This is a genomic window from Leptospira gomenensis (assembly GCF_004770155.1).
In the GTDB taxonomy this organism is placed as follows: domain Bacteria; phylum Spirochaetota; class Leptospiria; order Leptospirales; family Leptospiraceae; genus Leptospira; species Leptospira gomenensis.
In genome coordinates this window covers 243,482-266,113 of sequence record NZ_RQFA01000080.1, presented here as the reverse complement: position 1 = coordinate 266,113, position 22,632 = coordinate 243,482, and the positions used below count along the sequence as shown (strand labels likewise).

Below are 22,632 nucleotides of genomic sequence, written 5' to 3'. Positions count from 1 at the left end.
AATTCCATTCATCCAAATGTTGCTCGTACCCACTTATATTTCCGATTCCAAGATCGGCGGTTTCGGCGTTTTCGCAGGAAGAGATATCCGTAAGGGAGAGTTGATTTGGAAATATCATCCTAAAACGGTTTGGGTAATCACAAACGAGGAAATGAACGCGCTTCCCCAAGGAATTCGGGAAATGTTCCGGACTTATTCGTATCAAACCGACGGGAAATGGTATTACTGCTCCGACAACTCGAAGTTTATGAACCACAGCGACGATCCCAATACGAAAGAGGATTTTACGGGAGACGACACGAATCCTATGGGTCGAGACAGCGCGACGAGAAACATCGCGATGGGGGAAGAACTAACCTGCAATTACAAACTTTTCGACGAAAACTGGAAGATAAAACTCGGATCAGTTTCCTGATCGCATCTGCTCTTTGAGTCGAACGGCAGCAAGCGCATAACCGCCGTCAGCCGAATCGACGAAGTGAACCTCTCGAACCGATCCTTCGTGCAAGGCGCAAGTCATCAACGCACGGTCGGAAATATGATAACCGAAAAAGATTTTTCCTTCCTCGTAAAGTCGGTTTAAAAACCCCAAAAACGCTGCTCTGGATTTCGAATCGCAAGCCACCACCATCTTCAAGGTGCCGTCGTATTTTCGGAAATCCGAAGCGATGATCTGCGATTTTCTAAGTTCCCGCAACTCCATCCCGTTTACCTTAGGACCGAAACTCCATTGTGTTTTAATGGCCAGATCGACTAAGAAACCTTCGATTTTGATCTTTAACATCCGAAAAAAATGAACGAAACCGTTTCCGCTGCCGCTATGAACCGTTGCTTCTTTATCGAAATATTTTCCGGACATATCCACGCGAATTCCTTCCTCTTTAAGGGGATGAATATCGACGTCGTTTCCAAGGAGAACGGCGACCTGATCGAGAATCAATTTTAAAAGACCGGGATCGGAATCGCCGTTTCTATCGTTCGTTTTGATGATGAAGGAAACGGTTTCACCGCGATGACTCGGAATATCCTGCCAACGACAAGTGAATCCGGTGAAATCCGGTTTGATCGTGGTCTTATGCGTCAAAGGAACGATATAAGGATTATTGGTATCGTCCCGTTTTACGAAGGCTTCCGCGACGTCCAAAGCGTTTCCGGTAAGAATGGCCTGGTTATAAAAATCGGAGATCTTTAGTTTACAAAGTTTTAATTCTTTACCGGAGCGTTTTAACTCGCCGACGTTCACGATCCCCGCTCTTAGTTTTAAACCGAAATTCGTCTTCACCAGTTCCCGAATCGAAAACAAGATATCCGTAACACCGGGAAGAACGCTGTCCGGTAAGAGTAACGTCATGCCGTCTCCACCGAACAAAAACGGATAATCCATATCGCCCATGAGATTGGAAACCGCCATAGCCGTAATTCCTCCGGCGATATTCACGTCCTTATAATTTCCGTTCTGTATCGCATCCGTGGAATTGACCACGTCAGTGATGACCAAATTCCAGTCGTCCGGAACCGTATAGTAATTCGAAGGTTCGATGATTTCAGCGAACGAGGAAAGCGACGGCAGATATTTATAAAAATTTTGGGTATTCAAGGATTGTTTTTTATCCTGGGTTTGAATCATCTCGTTCACCTAATCGAAGTTATATTTGTCAAAATTCTACGTCGCCGGATTTCAAACGTAGAACCGTATCGACGTTCCGGAAGGATTTCGAATTTTCCGGAAACGCGTTTCGGAAATCATATTCTTAGACCGAGCCGGATTTTTTTTACGTTCTTTTTTGTTTCCAAAATCCGGAAAATCAATAATCGATCTTGAGATCCTTGATTTTCTTATCCAATGTGTTGCGATTGATTCCGAGAAATTTGGCGACCCTAGTTTTCGTGTATTTGAATTTTTTCATCGCGTATTTGATCAAGCGCGCCTCGACTTCGCCTACGACCACTTCGATGGCGCGTCCGTCCAAAGCGTCCAAATGCGAGGAGGAAAACCGGGAATTCGCGATTTCCACGGAAGAATCGGATTCTCCGGTTTCCGGGTCGAATTCCTCGTCTCCGTAAAGAAGACGTCCGTTGATTTCGGAAAAATCCTGAATGTCCAACATTTCCATTTGCGATAAAACCACTGCACGTTCGATTACGTTCTCCAATTCGCGCACGTTTCCGGGCCAATTATAATTCATCAAAAGTTTATGCGCTTCGCGCGTAACACCGTTGATTTTTTTACCGTTCTCTTCCGCGTATTTGGCGATGAAGTGGTTGATTAATAAAGGAATATCGTCCGCTCTTTCGCGCAACGGCGGTGTGATCATGTTTACGACGTTCAATCTGTAAAAAAGGTCCGGTCTGAATTTTTTCTCCGAAATCAATTCTTCGAGATTCGCATTCGTCGCTGCGATGATACGAACGTCGATCTTCTTCGGTTTAACGGAACCTACGGCTTCGATTTCCTTTTCCTGAAGCACGCGTAAAAGTTTGGATTGAAGGTTGAGATCCATTTCTCCGATTTCGTCCAGAAAAATCGTTCCCGTATCCGCCATTTCGAATTTTCCTTTTTTATCCGCGACCGCGCCGGTAAAGGATCCTTTTTTATGACCGAACAATTCGCTTTCGAGGAGATTCTCCGGAATAGCGGCGCAATTGATTTTAATGAACGGTTTGTCCGCGCGCGAGGAGTTGTAGTGGATCGCGGAAGCGATCATTTCCTTACCGGTTCCGGATTCTCCCGTGATCAAAACGGAGGCTCTGGAATCGGAAACGAGATGTATCATTTCGAACAACTTCTCCATCGCCTTCGATTTTCCGATCAAAGAACCGAACTTATATTTATTCTTCAGTTCGCGTTTGAGAAGAACGTTCTCTCTGGAAATCTCCCGTTTTTCCTCGTCGATCAATTTCTGGATCCGAATCGCCTGATAAATGATCGAAGCGACTACTTGCAAAAAATCTAAATAAGTTTTCAGATCGATGTATTTTTTATGAACGAAATAAACGCTTACCACTCCGAGAACGTCCGTATCCGATTTGATCGGAGCCGCGAGAAAACTGACGTTCTCCGGATTGTTCTTAAAGTGGGCGGCGTTTCCGACACGATTCAAAAAGTTTTCGTCGTTGGCGATCGATTCCACGATGATCGGTTCGCCGGTTTCGAAAACCTTTCCGGTTACGCCTTCCCCGGGAAGATAAACTCCCTTCTCCATTTCCTCGGCTGTCAAACCGGAGGCGGCTTCCAATTTTAAGATTCCTTTATCCGGTTCGAAGAGAACGATACTTCCCCGTTCCAAGTTGAGGGATTTTTCCAATCGATCCATGATGTCCTCGAAAATTTCCTGAAGGATCAAAGTGGACGTTACCGTTCTCGAAATATCGATCAAGACCTGTTGAATTTTGTTTTTTTGTTCGAGTTGTCTGAATATCTGAAGGTTCTTGAAAATCTGAGCCGCTTGATTGGCCAGAGTGGAAATGATTTCTAAGTGTTCGTCGTTGAACGCTTCTTTCCGGCTCGAGTCGAGGGAAATCACCCCGATCACCACGTCCTCCACGATCATCGGGACCGCGAGTTCGGACATGATATCGTCCTTTATGGAAATGTAATGTGGATTGGCGGTCACGTCGCTAACGATCATTCCTTCGCCGGAAGCCGCGACGATTCCAGTGATTCCTTCACCGACCTTTAATTTAACTTTGGTTCGAATGGAAGGATTCATCCCTCGGAATGTCACGATATCGAGAACGTTTTCCTTCTCGTTGATCAACATCAAAGAGCCGGAACCCACCTCGCAAATCTGAATACAACGCTCCAAAATCAGATCCAAAAGTTTATCCGGATCCAGGGTGGAATTCATAGCTGTGGCAACTTCTTGTATAGATCTTAAGGGGCTTGGCTTCACATATCCTGACATGCTTAAAATTTTTGCGATTTGGTGTTTTTGAGGTCAATCGATTTTTTTCATCGCGCTTAAATTTAGAGCGCTTTTTTCAGGCTTTCGACGAAAAAATGAGTCTTTCGGTGTAAAATTTAGCGGAGTGAAGGACTTTGTTTCCACCCGAGACGACTTTTTCAGAAGTTCGGTAAATAATTTGTATCAGAACGGATCGGATTCCTGATACGATTACGCGGATGGTCTGTACATTTTGTTCAGAACGGAAAACTCCGGATGGAATGTTTAGAAACGGTCGATTCTTTTGCAGATCTTGTGGCCGCGAGTGGATTTTAGAAAAACGGAAAAACCCTCGTCTTCAACCTCCGAGCGACGCCCGTTTTAGCAACGAAGTTCTGCTCGAATTCCTCTCCTTGTTCAATACCAGTCCGAATCTCGTTCACCTTCTGGAAAGTTTCACTTCTCTTGCATTCTATAAATTGGGGATTCCCGGAGTGAGCGTATTGATCTACGAACCTCGACTGGATCGTATGACCGTAATGTCCGTAAAAAATCAAAAGTCTTCCCTTTCCAAAGTCGCTTTACATTTCGAAATCAAAAAAGGCGAAGATAACGGACCTTTGACGGAATGTATCGAAAACTGTAGATCGATTTATTACAAGTTTGCGGATCAAAAGCACAAACATTTCAGACAATACGCAAGACTCAACCGGACCGTGGCCGCTCTCGCCGTGCCCATCCATCTCAACGGAGAAGTTTTGGGAATCATCACCGTGGACTACAACCGGGACGATCCCGAAAAAGCGGAGAACGACAGATATTTTTTGGAATTGATCGCCGCTCAATTCGCCGTAACGTTAAAAAACAGAATCCTTTTCGAAGTATCGCAGACACAATCCAGAAATTTCCGTTCTCTTCATTCCGCGGCACTTCGGCTTTCTTCGTTGGGTTTTAAGTATAAGGTCGAAATTTTCCGCGTTATTCTTCTTTCCTTAACCGAATTTTCCGAAAACGAACTGTATTCCCTATTCGAATGGAACAAAGACAATCATACGTTGTTCGGACATTTTTTAACGGGAAACATCACAAGTCCCGAAATCCGTCTCGATATCGACATGGGAAAACAGTCCACGTTTAAAATCCGCATTCAAACGACGCAGGAGGAATCGGGAAGTCAGGAATTAAAAAGAAAAAATCCTAAAAAAGAATCCGAGCGAATTCCGGGGGAGTTGTCCATCCCCTTAAAACGTTATGAATTCTTTTTAAAGGAGATTTTCGAACTGAAGGAATCCAAACTCGCACACTCCGCCGATTTTCCCGAATTGGAGAAATTCGGAATGTGGGGTTTGAATCTTGCGATTCTTCCCGTCGTTCATACGGACAAATCCGATGTAGTGATCATACTCGGAAAACGGAAAGACCGCCAATTCAATTCCGAAGAATTAGAAGTTTTGAATGCGTTTTCGATCCAAGCTGGAATTTCGATCCAGAATTATCATCTTTTCGACGAGCGCGCACAGAAGGAAAGATTGGACAAAGAGATAGAAATCGCCAAAGAACTGCAAAAATCCCTGCTTCCCAGAAAGATGCCGGAACACAAAGGATACGAATTCGCGGGAACCATGTTGCCGGCGCGAGGTGTAGGAGGCGATTATTACGATTTTATAACGGATCCGTTTAACACCGAAACGGTGATCTGCATCGGAGACGTAAGCGGAAAAGGAGTTCCCGCCGGAATCGTAATGGCGACGGTCCGCACGATCATACATTCCCTCGTAAGAAAAAAGGTGAGTCCTTGGGATATCGTCAACACCGTGAACACGTACATATTCCAAAACTACAACGATTCGGCATCCCCTCGTTTTATGTCGATGACCGTAATTCGATGGGATATGAGCAAAAACGAATTTACTTTCAGCGGAGCCGGACAAGGAAATCTTTATCTTTACCGAGCGAGGTCGGGCGAAATCGAAGAGATAACCACCGGCGGAATCATATTGGGTATCGACGCCGACATATCCAGATTCGAAAATATAAACCAGTTCAGAATGTTACCGGGAGATCTGTTGATCATGTGTACCGACGGAGCCTTAGAGGCGGCCGATCAGGAAGGAATTCAATTCGAAATCGAACGTTTTAAACGTACGATTCTAAGATTACAGAATCTTCCTTTGCAGACGATGTTGGATGAGATCGTTTCCGAAATCCGTAAATTTACGGGGAATCGGGAGCAGATGGACGATATTACTCTTGCAGCGATCCGCAGGATCGTTTAAACGTGCATAAACGAAATCGTATGAGAGATAAAATCTCGGAAAACACCGGAAAAATTTTCGAAACCGCCTGGCGGAGAATTCTTCCGTTTCAAGACATGATCCTGAGCCGACCCGCGGTAATTTCATATTCCGGCGGTAAGGATTCCAGTTTATTACTTCATTTTTACTTTTGGCTATGGATCGAAAAAAAAATTCCCGTGCCGTGTATCTATCATTTGGATCATTCGATCCGATTCAATCTGGAACAGGAACGTGAAATTCTAGAATATGCGGAAACGACGTTTCCTTTTCCGAGGGCTTTTAAAAAAAAAACGTTCCTGCCTTATCCAGAAAATTAGGAAAAACCCTCGAAGAAACCGGAAGAGCCTTTCGTTATAAAGATCTGGAAACGATCGCAAAACGATACGAAGGTTATATCGTAACCGGACATCATTCGGACGATTATCTTGAAACGATCCTTTTAAATCTCATCCGGGGAGGAGGATGGAATTCGTTACGGACCTTAGGTTGGTATGAAAAAAATCGGTTTCGTCCCTTGTTTGCGTTTACTAAGGACGAAATCAAAACCGTGTTTCAAACCGAATTCTGGCCCGTGTTCGATGACGAATCGAATCGAAGCGACGAATATTTAAGAAACAGAATCCGCAATCATATCGTTCCACTTTTGTTACACGAAGGCGCCGACCCCGATCGGATTTACAAGAATTTCCACAGACCGGATCGTCCTTCCGAAAAAATCCTTACGGAAAAAACCGACGGCCCTCTCAAAACGCCTTCGTATCTAAAAATCAGCGTATGGTTGTTAAACGACCTTTCCGTTCGAGAAAGAAAATTTTTCATAGATCGATACCTTCGTTCTCTCGGATTACATCCGATTACAAGGAATTTTTTCCAGGATCTTTCGGATTGTTTAATGCGAAATCGATCTTTCGGAATCGAAAACAAGGAAGTTTGGTTTTGGAAATCCGCTTCCTCGGATCTATATCTTATTCCGAAAAATTCTCCGGCGTTTCAGAAATACAGATTCGAACCGAGACAAATGACGTTGAAATGGAACGGACATCAAAAAAAGATCCCCCCCGGCTTCGTTCCCGATCTTTGTCCGGAAGGAGCCAAAATCCGCAAAAACGGGATGAGTTTAGAAATTTCCGAAATTCTGAGACAAAAAGAGATTCCGGTTCCGGTTAGAAAAATGCTACCCATACTTTACGGGGAAGGGAAAGTTGATGTGATTTGTCTCAGTCTTTGGGATCCTAAGTTGGGGGATCTAGTCGCTGACAAAGAAACCGAGATACTACCCTGATTTTCAGGAGCCTGGAAGATGACCGATAATCCTCAGAAAAAGGATGAACCATTCTTCAAGGACGTGGAGTTTACCGCGTCTTACGGCGAAGCCGCTAAAATTCCCAATAAGGGAATTCCGCAGATCGCTTTTGCGGGTCGATCCAACGCCGGCAAGTCTTCGCTGCTCAATGCAATTTTAGAACGTAAATCCTTGGCAAAAGTATCCGCCACCCCCGGCAAAACCAAACTCCTCAACTTCTTCTTCGTAAATCGTTCGATCTATCTCGTCGATCTTCCCGGCTTCGGTTATTCCGCAAATTCTCATAAGGATCACGAAGCGATGATGGAACTTTTGATGGATTATCTCAATCATGCAAAAGATCTTAAGTCCTTGTTTTTAGTCTGCGATTCGCAAAGGGATTTACCGGAAGAGGAATTGGAATTGATCGGAACCTGTTTCGAACGTAATATCAAACCCGTTTTGATACGGACGAAAATCGACAAACTCAATCAAAGCGATCTTTCCAAACTTAGAAAAAAGATGAAGAACATCCACGAATTATATCCCATGTTGGAAACGGTGCTCGTGTCCAATAAGTCGGGCAAAGGACTCCCCGAACTGAGAAAGATCGTGGATTCGATGATCGGAGTTTTCGGAACGGCGGCGGAAGGAGCGGAACAACGAATCGAGGAAATTTCCTGATCGTTGAGATCAGACTTGAACGTCCACGATACTTCCTATTTGATCGGCTTCGCCTACATTCAAAATTTTTAAACTCATTTCGGTTTGTTTTTCGGTGAGTTCCTGAAAGGTGTCTAACGTTTTTTCTAAAATGGCTTTTAGCTTTTCCTGATTGAGCGACATTTCAAGTTTACGTTTTTTCTCTTCGAGTTCCGATTTGCGGATCGAATCGAAACTTTCGCTTTTTTCTTCGGGCGAATTCTCGAAACTTCGGATTTCGGATTCGATCCTGCGAAGTTCGGAAAGAATTTGTTTTTCCTTGTCTTCGGATTCGGTTTTGGAAGATTCGTTTTTTTTATTTTTTTCCGCTTTCTCCGAAGAGGTTTGATCCGCATCGCGAGAGGAGGAATCGGATTTTTGTAAGGAAGAATCGATAACGTTTCTAGAATGAGGTTCTTCTTTTTTCGCGGTTACTGCTTCGGTCTCACCTGCGACGGCCACGAGTTTACCGTTTCTAAACTCGTAATGAATTTTCATATTCAAAGAACGGATTTCAGCGCGATCCCGCATCGCCTCGGAGCGGAACTCGGCCACATGTCCCAACTCGTGGGAAATCACGTGAAGCACGGAAGTGGAAGCCGGGGCGCTCTCCAGTTGACCGTGTCCAATATAATGCAAAGACTCATCGCGAGGGATGCCGAGTTGCATTCTATTTTCGCCGCCGATTCTCATTCTATTACTAGTGTCGGCTTCGGAAAACCCAAGTTAAGGGCCGGTACATAAAATATTTCTAAAATTTAAAAAGAAAAGGAGAATTCTCGGTTTATAAATGAACAGCAAAAAAAGATTCAATCGGCCGAAGCGATCTTATTCAGAATTTCAACGATTGCCGCATCGGACAAATCATGAAATACGAGTCCGTATTTATACGTTTCCTGGACCAAATCTCTTCGAATCACATCCGCTTCGATTTCAACGGATAAAATCGGAGACATAAATTTAACTCGCTGACCCAAAAGAATTTCCTCTCGGGAACTGATCGAAGCGCCTATCATACTGATATCTTCCAAATTCCCTAGAATCTCGTTTTTGCCGAGAACCATCTTTACGAGATTATTCTTCTTACGGAATCTTTTATAAAATCGTTTGTCCGCCGAGGAGTCGCTATCCTTCTTTTTTTGTTTTCCCATCTCAGTTTGCATAGCGCATACAGGATAAACCCGATTCGGCGGAATGAAAAGAAAAATTTTCGGAACAAAACAAGAACGGGAAAAAATAACTTTTCTAAGAATTTTAAAACGATGAAAAAAGGAATCTTGTTTAGAGTAAAAAGGAATCGTTTTCTCGTCCCAGAAGGACCTCGAGTCTCGAAGTAGCTCCCGATTCTTTTTGAAAAATTCTCAGGATTTCTTCGTCCTTATGATCCGGCTCGTGATGGGTTAAAACCAAACGACCTACTTCCAAAATTTCTCCACAACGAACGGCGACTCTTCCGCTCGTATGACCCCAGCCCACTTTTTTTTCCGCTTCTTCGGAACTGTATTGCGCGTCTATGATGAGCATGTCGGTTTTGCCGAACGTCTTTTTGAGGTCATGAAATTCGTCCAGATCCGGCTCCTGAACCTCCACGTCGGTGCAAAAAAGAAAACTTTTTCCCTTTTCCTCAAAACGAAAACCTGTACAGTTTCCGGGATGGCGGAGCAAAAACGGTGTGATCGTTACGGAGCCGATTTCCTCGCTTTCGTTTTTTTCCAAAAGATGGAACGTCTTTTGGGACATCATTCCCGAAAGCGGAAGCGGAAAATTCTCCTCATTCTGTTGTCTTTCGAACCGTTCCTGAAGATTGGGGATGGTGGAATAAAAATGGATTTCGACTCCCGGAAAATAAGCGGGTTTGAAAAAAGGCCAACCTTGGATATGATCCCAATGCGTATGCGTGATGAGAATGTGAATGCGATCCCCCGATTTTAATCCTTCCGCGATCAGGTCGTTTCCTAACTGACGAATTCCGGAACCGCAGTCTATGATATAACGATCCCCGGAGGAGGCTTGGATATATACGCAGGTGGTATTACCGCCGACGGTCCGGGACAAGGAAGGATCCAGAGTGTTCAAAAATTCCTCTTCCGAAAACGCCCCGTTCTTTAATTGTATTTCGGAATGAGCAGCTTTCAGGATTTTGAGGATTTTTTCCCTATATTCCGAGTCGCTCAGCGGGGTGGGGAGAGATCCCCGTACACCGTATAGTTTTACTTTCACTGTATTATATTAGACAAACAAAATGTGTAAAATTCTCTGACGATAAATCATGACTCAAGATCTCGAGCAAAAACTGTGGTCGATCGCAAGCGGGATTCCATTCGATTCTGAATATTTTTTACAAGCCAGCCCTACAAGGAAACTGAAAAAAGAAAATTTATTCTCAAAAGAATTCGAGACATATTTTTTAGAGCTCGGTTCCGGTTGGGGAGAAGTCGCAATCGAAATGGCTCGTAAACAACCGAACACCGGTTTCGTCCTAATGGAAAAAAAATTCGACCGAATTCGGCATACGTTTCGCGGCATCGAAAGACATTCCTTAAAAAACGTCAAAATTCTCTGCGTTAACTTCAATTGGTTTTTAGAAGACGTATTTGCGGAGAACGTGTTTTCTCAAATACTTCTAAACTTCCCCGATCCATGGCCCAAACGAAGACATCATAAAAACAGAACGATGAATCCGAAGTTCCTCTATTCGTTAAAGACTTTGTTACCGATCGGAGGAAAATTCTCTTTCGCCACCGATTACGGTCCGTACGCAAGACGTGTGCTGCGTATCTTTCGGGACGACGATCGTTTCCGCCCCGAAGAGATCGAACTTAAATTCGAAAGATCCGAAATTCCCGTCTCTCACTTCGAAAGAAAAAAACGGGAAGAAGGAAAAAGGATCTATTACATAGATCGTATTCTGATAAAAAAGTGAACTTCTTCGTTTAACGATAAACGAGCGAATAGACCTTTCCGGTTTCGTCTTTCAAAGGATAAGACCAAAGAGGTTTGCCGTCGAGTCCGTATCGGATCGCTTTTCCCGATTTAAATAACACGATCGCGTCGTCCTTTTTGCCCGGAAGAATTCCTTCGATATCGGAAGCCTCCGCCGTAAACGAATTCTGCTTTAGAGAGCCCGCCTCCACGCGATAAACCGTTTTTCCGGAATGGAACCATAAATACGGGGAACGCACTACGAACTGCGAAGCGGATTCCGCGGGAAGATCCAGTGAGGTCGAATTGTCCTTATCCAAGGAAACGATTTTTTTACCGGAAAGATAAAAGATTCCGGAATCGTATGAACCCAGATATCTCAAATCACCGAAGGATTTCTGATTCGTTTTTTTAGCGTTCGTATCCTTCAAAGAGGAATCATAAGCCGCAGTTTGAATCGTATCTTTTTGTTGAGTTACGGTAAACAAGGTTCCCGATTTGATCGCGGACCAAAAATTTCCCTCGAAAGAAACGGAGCCGTTTTGTTCCAGCTGATCCGAATAACTGTATATCTTGGAATTTTTTCCGGAAACCATTTCCACGAGAATGTTTTCTCCGGAAAGAACCGCTTTTTTGATTTCACCGGAAGGTAATTTAGATTCTCGCAATATGATTCCGGTTTTTAAATCCATTACCTCCATTTTTTTTTCGGAAATTCCTATCAGTCGTTTATCGGCCAAGATGAATTTAAACGGAGCGGAAGTTTGAATTCTCCAATGACGAACGCCTCTATCCTTATCCAAGGATTCGACACTCGTTCCGTAGTTTAGAATCACCGAGTCGTTGATCAAAAGCGGAACACCGACCAACTTTCCTCTGCTTTGATAGGATTGAAGTATGACCGGATTGTCCTCGTCGGAAATGACGAGTTTTTCCGCCTGACTTGCGTAGGGAGAAGCGGGGAATTTTTCGGCGATCTCGCGGCCTAAGTCCAAAACCTCTTTTTTCACCGCCGGGTTGGCCATCTTCGTTTTTTGATCGGAAAGAATCCGGATCAAAGCGAAAAGGTTCCTTTCGTTTCTCTCCAATTCAAGCGCCTTTCGGATTTCTTTTTCCGCCGCATCCAAATCCCCGCGTTTATAATAGATATAGGAAATTTGATAGTGTGCGTCCGGAAACTCCGGATTTTTCTGAATGATTTCCTTGAAGATCGTGATTGCTTCGTTGTATAAATTATCGTTAAAAAGTATGATCCCGATATTGTAAGGAGCCAATTCGTTTTCGGAATCCTGCTGCATCGCGGTTTCGAACTCCTCCTTCGCCAATTTTTTATTTCCGGAATGATACGTGGAAATTCCTTTTCCGATGCGGGCAGCGACGAAATCCGTATTCAAAAGAATGGAACGATCGAACGCGTCCGCGGAGGCTTCGTATTTTTTCCTCTGAAGATGGATGATTCCCATTTGATAATGACTGTAATAGGAATCCGGCTTTTTGGAGAGAATCTCCTTAAACCCCTCTTCCGCCTTATCGATCTCGCCTTTTCTCAGGAGGAACGCGTTGATCGCTTCCCTAGCCTGAAGGTTACGTCCTCCTTGCGGCGGATTTTCCAACATCGAAATCCCTTTCTCCTCGTTGCCGAGGGCGAGATAACATTCAGCTATTTTAATATATAAGGTCAACTTTCCGGTTTTCTGAAACGCCTCCTGATACAAAGGGATGGCTTTTTCGTACTGCGCGGCGTCGAACGATTTGTTGGCCTTTTGAATCGTGGGAATCACGGTCGCGAATTTCTGATTTTCCTGAATCGTTTTTCTCGTTTCCGCCAACTCGGGAATATCTTTGGATAACTTTTCCGCTTTCGAAATCCAAGAAAGTGCTGAATCGTGATTGTTCTTTTCGTTTTCTTCCAAAGCGATTTTGTAGTATAACATCGCCAAACGGAAGTTAACCGCTTCGTGATTCGGAAATTTTTTCTGAAGATTTTTATAAACCGATTCCGCTTTATCGTATTCCTTCTTATCCTCGTATGTTCTTCCGAGGACGATTGCCGCGGAAGGATCGTTCCCGGTGAGATTTTCCAATTCTTTCGTGTATTGATTCGCCAAAGTCTGATTTTTTTGCGCCGAATACAAACGAATCAAACCTTGAAACGCGGGAATATTCTGTTTGTCGATATTCAACGCTTTTTTAAAGTTCTCTTCGGAAGTTTTCGGATCTCCGGAAATGAAATACAATCTTCCGAACGCGTTGTAAACGGAAGGTTCTTCCGAAGAAGCCTTTTTCGCTTTTTCGTAAAAGCCTTTGGCTCCTTTAAAATCTCCCTTCCTTAGATGTTTGTCCCCTTCGTAAATCTGCTCGGAAACGTCGATGAACGCGATGATTTGTTTTTTTTCGGCTTCGGCTTTTAAGGACTCCGCTTCCTTACGCGCCGTTTTAAAACGATTTTCCGCAATGAGAAGAAATACGAGATTGGTAACCGGCTCGGCAAAGGAAGGATCCAATTCCTGGGCACGCGTAAAATAAACCAACGCTTTTGCGGATTCACCCAGGCTTTTCATATTGAGGCCCATCTGATTCTGATACACGGCGTTGTTCGGAAACGTTGCGATCGCCTTTTCTAAAACGACGACGGACTTTCTATAGTTTCCGGTTTTATAATGAACCGCCGCGATTCCGGAAATCGCTTCCTGATAATCGGACTTCAGAGAAAGGGAAGTTTCGAACGCCTTGAGCGCGGCCTCGTATTCTCCGTTTAAGATTCTGGCATTTCCCAAAAAGATATACGGAGCCGGATTTTTGGGATCGTTTTGAACCGCTGTTTGAAAATGGGAGGCAGCCTCCTTGTAATTCTTACGGCGCATCGCCTGGTTTCCGTTTTCCAATGCGGAAGCGACCCGTGTAACGGACGCGGACTTTTTGGCGGAAATCAACTCGGGGTCGTTTTTTCTCGCCTCTTCGAAATAGGCTTCCGCTTCCTCGTATTTTTTAAGCTGAACCGCCGCGTCGCCGAGCTGCATATTCAACTGTGCGGGAAAAGCGAATTCGTTTTTTGGAATACTCTTTAAAGTGGAATATGCCTGTTCGAATTTTCCCTGATTCTTAAGAAGGACCGCTTTTTTGAAGGAGTAATTGTATTTTTCCTTAACGGGTAAAGTTTCCAATTTGGAGTAAACTTCGATCGCGCTTTCGTTTTTACCTTCCGCCGTATAAATGATGCCTAACGTCAAAAGGATCTGTTCGTTTTCAGGATCGATCTCCGTTCCTTTTTTGAGGGAAGCCAGCGCCTCTTCGTTTTTTCCCATTTTGTATTCCGAAATACCGGCTAAATAATAACCGGGAGCGGTCGGATACGTATTGATCGCGAGATTGGCTTTTTCCAAAGCCTTGTCGTAATTCCCTTTTTGAAAAAAGGAATTCCCGTCGTTTAATATTTTGGAGACTCGTTTTAATTTTTCCCGGGCAGCGGAATCCTTTTCCAAAACGGAATCCTGAGTCTGCGATTTTCTGAATTCCTTACTCGCACAATTTAGGAATAAGGAACCGCCTAACAGAATGAGTACGATAAACGGAGCGAAATAATTCTTCATGGAATTGAGACCTTTCATTTATAACCCTTATATTCGATCTTAAGATTTCGAATCGGAGAACGTTTCGAGAACTTTTCCCCTCTCGTAACGACGGAAATTCTCCAGGCTCCGGAAGCCGGATCCAACTTATCTTCCAAAACTTTAGAATATCCTAAATAAAGACGGATCGTTCCTTCTTTCAGATCGGTTACGATTCGAAACGGACGACCTTCCTCTTTTTCTTCCTTTTTAAAACGGTAACTCCCCAAATCCTTTCCGTCCGAAGGAAACGTATAAACGCTGAGTCTTTCTTTTTCGTATTCCAAGCTGACGGTTTTTTTGGGCGTATGAAGGGAAAAGGCGACGATCCCTCCGTCGGATTCGGAAGAGATCGGAATGACACCGGATATCTCCAAATTTTCCGCGACAAACGGAACGGAAAAGACCCCGAACCAACCCGGAGGGAGATTGGAAACATTCTGAAAATCTAATGTCTTACCGGCAAAGGCCTGAAATCCTTTTTCTCCGGAAAGTTTCCAAAATTCCGGTTCAACGACGAGATTTTCCGCCTTATAAGGAAGGGCGATTTCCGTAATTTTATCGGATTGAACGACCAATTGGCCTTCGTAATACACCAAAGGCCCTTTTTCCGTATCTTTCAAAAGTTCGAGCTGTAGCGCGCCCGCAGGAAGATTACTTCTGTAAAACGGGGTTTCTCCGTTTCTAAATCCGTCCAGGGCCACCTGAAGAGCTTCCGGAAAACTCAGAATTCGGATTCCGCCCAAGGTGCGGTCTTCCTTCCATTCCTGATATAAGGAAACGGTTTGTCCCGCACGGATTTGGATCGTTTTGAGAACGTCCTTTTGTCCGGGGCGTGTGATTTGGATCTGTTGCGATCCTTCGGGAAGAGGATAATTTCTGAAATAGGAGATCCCTATTTTTTCTCCTTGAAACACTACCTCCGTATCCGCCGAGGACGCACTGAAAGAAAGATAACCCTGAATCGATTTTTTCAGGATCGAATCGATTTCTCCGGAACTCAGTGATTTTTCCCAAATTGGAACCAAGGAATTTTTCGGATCCAAAGCCAAAACCCCGGAGGAATGTTTTAAGTAATAAACCTGATTGGCCTGTAATTCGTTTTGCGAAGAAGGAGGTTGAAACGAAGCGTCTAACTTGCCGTAGACGATTTCTTTCACCGGATCTTCGATTTTTTGAGTCACGAGCCACTTCCCTTCCGCTTCCCGGATCGAAGTACGAACCACTGCGTCCACTTCCGACTTCTTGAATTCGGCGGAAAGTTGCGATGGATTTTTCCAAACCGCGTCCGCGATCCGTACTTGTTTCCCTTTTACTTTGGCCCAAATCAAACGAATCTCGTCGTTTAAGAAAGCGGACAATTTCGGATCCATTCCCGCGGGAATTTGTACGGGAGCCAAAACGAAGATCGGCTCGTTGTTTCCGTTTTTACGAATTTTATAGTCCGAAGAAGAGTTGTTTCCCTGAACGATTTCATCTTCGCTCAACGCTTTGTAAGTCGGTTCTTGTAAAACCGAACTGAAATTTTCGATCTTTTGTACGGAAGAACAACCGAAAAAAACGGGAGAGGAAACTACGAAGAGAAAGAATACGAAAATTAATGTAAGAATCGATTTCATAAAAGCTCAGTTGGTTTCGTAAAGATAAATGAGATAACCAGTATAAAAAATTTCCGGATCGGAATCATCCGTAATTTTCACGAATTGACTTAAAAATAAAAAACCGGGGAAAATTCCCCGGTTTTGAACCGTTCAGGGCAAACAGAGATCCTAAAATGTTTCCTTAGGATTTAACTTCAGTTTTTCCTTTTGAACGTCTTGTTGAACGTACTTGGTTTCGTTCACAGCTTTGGCGGTTTTTGTTACCTCGTCCGCGTTGTTACGATTGGCTTCGCGTTTTTGGAATTCCGCTTTGACCTCGTCCACGGAACCCGACTGACTGAGAATCTTCAGCTCTTCGCTCGAAGACTTCAATTCCTCCACGAGTTTTCCGTATTCGAACGTTTCGTTTTTATGAAGTACGATCAGTTCTTTCATTTCGGAAAGAGAATCCTTCTGTAGGGAACGAATCAACTGCTCCGTTAATTTCTGATTCTTTTCGATTTTAATTTCACGGTTTTTATTGAGAATCACTTCGGAAGTTTCGCCTTTTTTGGAAACGGCGATGGTCCCTTCGATAACCGCAAAACGAATCGTACAACTTTCTTTCGCACAATTTACCTTAGATCCTTCCGGATGTTCCACGGAAGTCAGGAAGGAAGTTCCTCGAACGCCTGCGAGTGCGGTCGGAGTAGAGACCGAAAACTCGGTTCCCTTTTGACCTTTTTTGACCATAGTGACGATTTTTCCGTAATTGACCTGAACGTTCGTATCGGAACCGTTCGGATTCATCAAAGTGGAAATCGCTATGTCCGAATTTTTGGACATTTTGATGATACCGCTGTCGGCAACCATTATCTCCGCTCCACCGGTCGCTCCGGTCACTACACGATCGGTCGCGGAAAGAACAGCCCCTAATTCGGCTTTTTTATCCCCGGAATCGGAAACAATTTTTACGTCTCCAAGAACCCATACGATTCTTGCGGTTACGGTTTCGGACTCGGATTTGATCTGATCTCCGCCCGTAGATTTGTGAGTGCTACACGCCGCCAAATACGCCAGAATTGCGTAACTTGCGACGATCATTATGATACGTTTCATACTACCCCCGAACATTACGAAAGAATGCAATATAAACTACAATCTTACAAGTAGAAATTTGCAGTAAGTCTGATTTAGTTATAACACAAGATGTTACGAATTTCCATTAAAATACGGAAGAATTCCTATCGAATTATTTTTTCTTAGGATTTTCCGGTTCGTGAGAGATCGCATCCAACTCTTCTTCCAATTTACATTTCGGATAATTGTCCACCGGTAAGCTGGTTCCTACCCAACCGAAAGCCTCTTGTGCCGTGATCACATGAATGTCCCAACCCATGACGATATTGGGACAGCTCCAAACCTTATTTTTGCAAAGGACCTGACTCGATTTCGGTTTCGGATAAGCCCAAGCCGAAGGCGGGAAAACACATTTCATTTCTACTTCCGCGATTTTACGGAGACGTTGAACGTTCCCTTCGAATTCCTTAAAAATGCTCACGAGAGGATTTGCCAGAAGTTCGTCGAAATATTTCCGCGAAGTGTTGTACGCGATATAATACACCAACTCTTCCATAACGTAATCCTTATCGCTCGCGTTGTGACTTACGTGGGCGATATAACGCGCGAGTTTGAGCGCATCCGTCAAAAGCGCCTGGAAAAAATCGTGCGACTTTTCCGCGACCGCATCCTCTTGAGCGATATCGCTGTTACTGTCGCTTTCCCCGTCGTTGGAAAGGATATCGTCCAAAAACGTCTCGTTCAAGGTTTCGTTTTGACCGTTCTTTTCCACGGAAATCGGCTTTTCCGGATTTTCGGTCATTCCCAAAGGGATATGATTGGCGATCGAACTGTAAATGAAATCCTGTAGATCGAGTTTTTGAAGGATATCGGAACATTTTTTCACTACTCGAACCTTTTCCCCGTCCTCGGATGGAAGGTGGGTAAACCGGTCCGTCCCGATCCTCGGAATATCCATCAAAAGCCCGGCGGTAAAGGCGTATCTCCTCAAAAGTCGGAATTTCATCGTATCGGGAATCATCACGATTCCGAGGGTAAGAAGACCGAGCTCGCTGATATATTTGAAAAAATGTATATTCTGATTATATACTTTAAGGAGCGTTAATATTACTTTTTTGGAAAGAAGTGAATTCCGGATGATTCCCTTGTAGTTGTAGATCGAATTTTCGTACATGAACTTGAGGAATTTCATGTCCGAAATTTTCAACTGATCGACGATTTTCATGGAAAGAATGTTCCGGATCTGCTCCAACAGTTCTTTGTTGAGTTTTACGTCGAATTTCGGATTGTACTGCCCTTTGATGTCCTTGAGACGAGCGAGAGCCGATTCTTTTACCTGAACCTCCTCTTTTACGAGAACATTACCGGAATTGTCCTCTATCGGAGAAAGAAAGCGGATCATGGAACCCGTTTCGAATTCTTTTGTGAAATCGATCAGGTCGTCGATGGAATCAAATTCAAGACTGGAATGCGTCACTTTCATTTTGAAATTCTATCTCTCCGTGTGACCCTATGTGGATTATCGAGACTTGTGATCATCGATTCGAGACTTTTTTTTCTTTCCAAGGTCATGATTTCATCGCCCTGCATGGCGGATAACATCGCGCAATCGGAAGAAAGATTACAACAATTCGATTCTTCACAATGCTTTTTTTGACTAAAGAGTTCGGGAAAACTCTCCATAATTTCCTCTTTTTTTAGGTGAAGAATTCCCCATTCCTTGATTCCGGGAGAATCGATCAAAACCGTATCTTCGTCTAACACGAGCAAAAGCGAATTCGTGGTGGTATGTTTTCCTTTATCGGTGGAAGAACTGATCCCCGAAGTTTTCTGGACTTCCTTTCGAATCAAGGAGTTGAGCAACGTGGATTTTCCCACTCCGGAGTTTCCCACCAAAAACGTGGTTTTTCCCTTCAAAAAACTCCACAACTCCGCCAAACCGTTCCCGTCCGCGCAGGAAACCGCCAAAACCCGATACCCCAAATCACGATACGTTTTCAACCGCGATTCGATTTCTTCGGAGTTCACCAAATCCGATTTGGTGAAAAGAATCAGCGGTTTTGTGTTGGAAGTAAACACCGCGGCAAGACAACGATCGATGAATCCGTCCTTCGTTTCCGGAGATTTTAACGAAACAAGGACAGCGGTTTGATCCGCGTTCGCACAAAGAACCTGTGTATCACCTGTGCGGCTTTTTCTCGTAAGAAACGATTTCCGTTCCATCCTTTCGGAAATTACCCAATCCTTACCGGAGGAAGGCTCCGCCAGAATCCGATCTCCGACGACGAAAGGATGTCTTTCCTCTGCGGAAATCGTCCTCAGCTTACCGCGCAAAAACGCACGGACGATTCCTCTCGTTTCGGAATAAATTTCATAGTAGGCTCCGTAAACCCTGGAAATTACAAAAAACTCTTTGACTGATTTATCCTGATCTACCATGATTCTAACGCATTTCTTATGCCCGACCGCCGACTCAACGCCCTAGGCCCGATCCTATATCTCATTTTTTTGATAGCCGGTTTTCAGCTTATCTCCGTCCTAATTTTGCGGTCATTTCATTTCTTTAATTTCGAAATCCTCAGACTACTTCTGTCTCTGATTCCCGCCGCGGTTTTGGGATTTTTGGTTTATATAATATCGATCCGGATTTTAAGGAGAATTTCCAGCAGATTCTTAGGAAAAATTTTTCCGTTTTTACAAACCTCGAACGTGGAAATCGTAAAGTATCTTTCCGCTTTGGATCAATTCAAGAACGATTTAATCGCGACCAACCGCACCGATTTGGTATGTGAGAAAATCGTAAAATTCATAAGTACGATAATTCCGGCAAAAAAGGTGACCGTCTTTTTGTGGAGGGAAGAAATGGGAAAGTTTGCGCCGTTTCCCGATTCCGGCGAAATCCAATTTTTCATTTTCGATCCGTTCCTATTGTGGATCACTGAAAACGACGACATCTATCACTTTACGGATTTTGAATCCGATTCGAATCTTTTCAAAATCAAAAACCACGCCGAGATTTTTTTCAAAACTACGGAAGCGGAACTCGTGGTTCCATTGATCCTCAATAAAAGTCTTTTAGGAATGATCGTGTTGGGGAAAAGAAAAAACGGAAAAAAATATTCCAAACAGGAAATCGTTAAGCTGAACGAGATCAGGTCCTCTTCGGTGATGGCTTTGTCCAACGCCATCTTCTACGAACGTCTGATCGAGCTGACGGAAACACTCGAGGAAAAGGTGAAAATCCGCACACGGGAATTGGAAAACGCACAATCGCAACTTATCATGTCCGAAAAGATGGCTTCTCTCGGTATCATGGTTGCGGGCATCGCGCACGAGATCAATACGCCCGCGGGTGTGATCAACGGGGCCGCCGACAATTTGGATCAGAACATGAATTATCTGGTGCGGAATATCTTCGACATCATTCTCCTCGCGGAGAACAAAGGTTTACGCAAGAATTTCGAATTGGCCTTATTACATCTTTTACGGGATAAAAAAAATTCGGACTTGGATTCCAAGGAAAAGTTCCGACTGAAAACGCAACTCAAGGAAGAAATGAAGGAAATGAAATTCGATCCTTCTTTGGCGGGCGATCTTTCCAACTTCATCATAGAAAACCAGATCGGAGAAGAGAGAAAATACATATACAATATCATTTTGGGCGACGACGACCGCGGATATCTTATGCTCAAAAACGCAACCAACATCAACCGTAACATCAAAAACATACGTTATGCGATACGCAACGTGGTTAGGATCGTAAAAGCTCTTAAATCCTATTCCCATTTGGATCAATCCAAATCCTTCGTTTCCGCGGATATCGTCGAAGGATTGGAAACGACTCTTGTGATTCTGCACAATCAGATCAAATACGGAATCGAAGTGATACGCAACTTCAAACCGATTCCGCCCGTAATCTGCAATCCGGACGAACTGAATCAGGTTTGGACCAATCTCATTCAGAACGCGATTCAGGCGTTAAAGGGAAAAGGAAAAATCGAAATATCCGTTTTCACTTCGGATAGGAACGTGATCGTGCAGATACAGGACGACGGTCCGGGAATTCCCGCCAAAATTCAGGATCGGATTTGGGATCCGTTTTTTACGACCAAGGATCAGGGAGAAGGAACCGGATTGGGCCTGGGGATCGTAAAAGGAATCGTGGAAAAACACAAGGGAAAAATTTTGCTGACCTCCGATCCTGGAAAAACCGTATTCCGCGTGGAACTCCCCATAAATCCGGAAATTTAGAAAACCCGTGGATAAGTTTAGTATATTTGTTTATTCTAATTTATTAATTTTTTAAAACGATTTCTCGAAGAGAACAAAAGTGATAACGAACGAATCCGCCAAAAAACCGGGATAAAACTTCTTAACTTTCCTTATCTAAGGAAGGGTTACGGATCCGTTTTTGAAGGTAATTTAACAACCAATTCCTTTTCGGAAAGATATTTCAATTTACCTCCTGTTTCCTTTTTTGCGAAGAGATAAATGAATCCTTTACCGTCATGGGATTCGATTTTTTCCAATCTGGATATTAAAACGTCTATATTCGCTCGCGTTTTTTTCCAAGCAATAAACCGGATATTTTCTCGTGTTTTCTTCCAGGCGGTAAACATTCCGCCTTCCAAGTAGATTTTGGAGCGATCGGCGAATTCTAACTTTAGATAACTCGGTCCTTGGTTCGAGTAATAATACCAAGCTCTAGAAATTTCTCCGCGCCGTTTTAGATGTGAAAACTCGCCTTGTAATTCGCAGGGTATTTCTGTTGTAAGAAATTTCCTTTCGCAATCTGCATCCTCTTCCGGTTTTCTCCATTGTACGGTGTTTTGAGCGACTTTTTCTCGAAATTCCAAGATCGTATCCAACGGTTTTAAATAAGAGGACATTTTCGAACGATCTTCAGGTCGTAATTCGTTGTTGATCGGCGCATAAGTGACTTCTACGCTAACTATATGCGGCTCTTTAGGATTTTTCGGTTTAGGATAATACAAAATTGTTTTTGGCGGTATTTGTTCCTCTGAATTTTTTCCGGTACACGGATCGGCGATGTGCGACCGTTTTAATTCGGATAAAGACGTAGACGTTTCTTCCAAGGAAGAAAGATTCTGTTTCGATGTTTTACAATCGAATTGAGTCAAAAATAAAACCGAAAACAGAAAGATCCTTTGATTCGCGCTTAATTTTATAAAAATCACGGATTTCTAAAGAATATGCGGATCGCGGACGAGTCAAGTGATTTCGATTTTTGAGAACCTTACAATATTCAATCGAAAC

The 22,632-nt window shown here is 43.7% G+C and carries 16 protein-coding genes and 1 pseudogene; 6 read left to right on the top strand and 11 right to left on the bottom strand.

Annotated elements, in window-relative coordinates:
- Nucleotides 1-16: 16 nt before the first annotated feature.
- Nucleotides 17-415: an SET domain-containing protein gene (locus tag EHQ17_RS18780; RefSeq protein WP_135593519.1), complete on the top strand. Its 399-nt coding sequence runs from the start codon at nt 17-19 to the stop codon at nt 413-415.
- Here EHQ17_RS18780 and EHQ17_RS18775 read toward each other — a convergent pair.
- Together EHQ17_RS18775 and EHQ17_RS18770 are read right to left on the bottom strand one after the other, a co-directional pair.
- Nucleotides 404-1,627 carry a DUF3095 domain-containing protein gene (locus EHQ17_RS18775; RefSeq protein WP_135593521.1) on the bottom strand — a complete coding sequence of 408 codons (1,224 nt, stop codon included), beginning with the start codon at nt 1,625-1,627 and terminating at the stop codon, nt 404-406. The genes EHQ17_RS18780 and EHQ17_RS18775 overlap by 12 nt on opposite strands.
- Before the next feature lie 178 nt (nt 1,628-1,805).
- Complete coding sequence (locus tag EHQ17_RS18770; protein WP_167881202.1) at nt 1,806-3,848, bottom strand: sigma-54-dependent Fis family transcriptional regulator; 2,043 nt, start codon at nt 3,846-3,848, stop codon at nt 1,806-1,808.
- 317 nt (nt 3,849-4,165) lie between these two features.
- On the opposite strand from EHQ17_RS18770, the gene EHQ17_RS18765 reads away from it, so the two are divergent.
- The 3 genes and pseudogenes from EHQ17_RS18765 to yihA all read left to right on the top strand — a co-directional run bounded on the left by EHQ17_RS18765 (nt 4,166) and on the right by yihA (nt 8,147).
- Complete coding sequence (locus EHQ17_RS18765; protein WP_135593525.1) at nt 4,166-6,160, top strand: GAF domain-containing SpoIIE family protein phosphatase; 1,995 nt, start codon at nt 4,166-4,168, stop codon at nt 6,158-6,160.
- Nucleotides 6,161-6,180: 20 nt separating this feature from the next.
- Nucleotides 6,181-7,485: pseudogene (gene tilS, locus EHQ17_RS18760) on the top strand (tRNA lysidine(34) synthetase TilS).
- Entirely contained in the window at nt 7,482-8,147 is a 666-nt protein-coding gene (gene yihA, locus EHQ17_RS18755) for a ribosome biogenesis GTP-binding protein YihA/YsxC (RefSeq protein ID WP_135593527.1), read from the top strand. The pseudogene tilS and the gene yihA overlap by 4 nt, the downstream one beginning before the upstream one ends.
- A gap of 9 nt (nt 8,148-8,156) precedes the next feature.
- Here yihA and EHQ17_RS18750 read toward each other — a convergent pair whose 3' ends face one another.
- From EHQ17_RS18750 to EHQ17_RS18740, 3 genes are all read right to left on the bottom strand, one after another.
- Nucleotides 8,157-8,858: a hypothetical protein gene (locus EHQ17_RS18750; RefSeq protein WP_135593529.1), complete on the bottom strand. Its 702-nt coding sequence runs from the start codon at nt 8,856-8,858 to the stop codon at nt 8,157-8,159.
- 116 nt (nt 8,859-8,974) lie between these two features.
- A complete protein-coding gene (locus EHQ17_RS18745; RefSeq protein WP_135593531.1) occupies nt 8,975-9,328 on the bottom strand; it encodes a PilZ domain-containing protein in 354 nt (117 codons plus the stop codon).
- A gap of 118 nt (nt 9,329-9,446) precedes the next feature.
- Nucleotides 9,447-10,385 (bottom strand): MBL fold metallo-hydrolase, encoded by a 939-nt coding sequence (locus EHQ17_RS18740; protein WP_135593533.1) that lies wholly within the window; start codon nt 10,383-10,385, stop codon nt 9,447-9,449.
- Between the two features lie 49 nt (nt 10,386-10,434).
- Here EHQ17_RS18740 and trmB point away from each other — a divergent pair, with 49 nt between their 5' ends.
- Entirely contained in the window at nt 10,435-11,088 is a 654-nt protein-coding gene (trmB, locus tag EHQ17_RS18735; RefSeq protein ID WP_135593535.1) for a tRNA (guanine(46)-N(7))-methyltransferase TrmB, read from the top strand.
- Nucleotides 11,089-11,098: 10 nt separating this feature from the next.
- On the opposite strand, the gene EHQ17_RS18730 is transcribed toward trmB, so the two are convergent.
- The 5 genes from EHQ17_RS18730 to rsgA form a co-directional block, all read right to left on the bottom strand.
- Complete coding sequence (locus EHQ17_RS18730) at nt 11,099-14,695, bottom strand: tetratricopeptide repeat protein (protein WP_135593537.1); 3,597 nt, start codon at nt 14,693-14,695, stop codon at nt 11,099-11,101.
- Nucleotides 14,692-16,314, bottom strand: coding sequence for an LIC10124 family lipoprotein (locus EHQ17_RS18725; RefSeq protein ID WP_135593539.1), 1,623 nt, complete (start codon nt 16,312-16,314; stop codon nt 14,692-14,694). Before EHQ17_RS18725 ends, EHQ17_RS18730 begins: the two co-directional genes overlap by 4 nt.
- Nucleotides 16,315-16,464: 150 nt before the next feature.
- A complete protein-coding gene (locus EHQ17_RS18720) occupies nt 16,465-17,394 on the bottom strand; it encodes a FecR family protein (RefSeq protein WP_135593541.1) in 930 nt (309 codons plus the stop codon).
- 133 nt (nt 17,395-17,527) lie between these two features.
- On the bottom strand, nt 17,528-18,838 hold the full coding sequence (locus tag EHQ17_RS18715; RefSeq protein WP_135593543.1) for a hypothetical protein: 1,311 nt from the start codon (nt 18,836-18,838) through the stop codon (nt 17,528-17,530).
- Nucleotides 18,835-19,794 (bottom strand): ribosome small subunit-dependent GTPase A, encoded by a 960-nt coding sequence (gene rsgA, locus EHQ17_RS18710; RefSeq protein WP_135593545.1) that lies wholly within the window; start codon nt 19,792-19,794, stop codon nt 18,835-18,837. Before rsgA ends, EHQ17_RS18715 begins: the two co-directional genes overlap by 4 nt.
- Before the next feature lie 18 nt (nt 19,795-19,812).
- On the opposite strand from rsgA, the gene EHQ17_RS18705 reads away from it, so the two are divergent.
- Nucleotides 19,813-21,606, top strand: coding sequence for a sensor histidine kinase (locus tag EHQ17_RS18705; protein ID WP_135593547.1), 1,794 nt, complete (start codon nt 19,813-19,815; stop codon nt 21,604-21,606).
- A 146-nt stretch (nt 21,607-21,752) separates the two neighbouring features.
- Here the strand turns inward: EHQ17_RS18705 and EHQ17_RS18700 are convergent, their stop codons facing one another.
- Nucleotides 21,753-22,244 (bottom strand): hypothetical protein, encoded by a 492-nt coding sequence (locus EHQ17_RS18700; protein ID WP_135593549.1) that lies wholly within the window; start codon nt 22,242-22,244, stop codon nt 21,753-21,755.
- Between the last annotated feature and the right edge of the window lie 388 nt (nt 22,245-22,632).

Excerpts from the sequence above, each read along its gene's own strand:
- EHQ17_RS18780 (WP_135593519.1), top strand. The coding sequence starts at position 17 with ATGTTGCTCGTACCCACTTATATTTCCGATTCCAAGATCGGCGGTTTC.
- EHQ17_RS18775 (WP_135593521.1), bottom strand. The coding sequence starts at position 1,627 with ATGATTCAAACCCAGGATAAAAAACAATCCTTGAATACCCAAAATTTT.
- EHQ17_RS18770 (WP_167881202.1), bottom strand. The coding sequence starts at position 3,848 with ATGAATTCCACCCTGGATCCGGATAAACTTTTGGATCTGATTTTGGAG.
- EHQ17_RS18765 (WP_135593525.1), top strand. The coding sequence starts at position 4,166 with ATGTTTAGAAACGGTCGATTCTTTTGCAGATCTTGTGGCCGCGAGTGG.
- yihA (WP_135593527.1), top strand. The coding sequence starts at position 7,482 with ATGACCGATAATCCTCAGAAAAAGGATGAACCATTCTTCAAGGACGTG.
- EHQ17_RS18750 (WP_135593529.1), bottom strand. The coding sequence starts at position 8,858 with ATGAGAATCGGCGGCGAAAATAGAATGCAACTCGGCATCCCTCGCGAT.
- EHQ17_RS18745 (WP_135593531.1), bottom strand. The coding sequence starts at position 9,328 with ATGCAAACTGAGATGGGAAAACAAAAAAAGAAGGATAGCGACTCCTCG.
- trmB (WP_135593535.1), top strand. The coding sequence starts at position 10,435 with ATGACTCAAGATCTCGAGCAAAAACTGTGGTCGATCGCAAGCGGGATT.
- EHQ17_RS18730 (WP_135593537.1), bottom strand. The coding sequence starts at position 14,695 with ATGAAAGGTCTCAATTCCATGAAGAATTATTTCGCTCCGTTTATCGTA.
- EHQ17_RS18725 (WP_135593539.1), bottom strand. The coding sequence starts at position 16,314 with ATGAAATCGATTCTTACATTAATTTTCGTATTCTTTCTCTTCGTAGTT.
- EHQ17_RS18720 (WP_135593541.1), bottom strand. The coding sequence starts at position 17,394 with ATGAAACGTATCATAATGATCGTCGCAAGTTACGCAATTCTGGCGTAT.
- EHQ17_RS18715 (WP_135593543.1), bottom strand. The coding sequence starts at position 18,838 with ATGAAAGTGACGCATTCCAGTCTTGAATTTGATTCCATCGACGACCTG.
- rsgA (WP_135593545.1), bottom strand. The coding sequence starts at position 19,794 with ATGGTAGATCAGGATAAATCAGTCAAAGAGTTTTTTGTAATTTCCAGG.
- EHQ17_RS18705 (WP_135593547.1), top strand. The coding sequence starts at position 19,813 with ATGCCCGACCGCCGACTCAACGCCCTAGGCCCGATCCTATATCTCATT.
- EHQ17_RS18700 (WP_135593549.1), bottom strand. The coding sequence starts at position 22,244 with ATGTCCTCTTATTTAAAACCGTTGGATACGATCTTGGAATTTCGAGAA.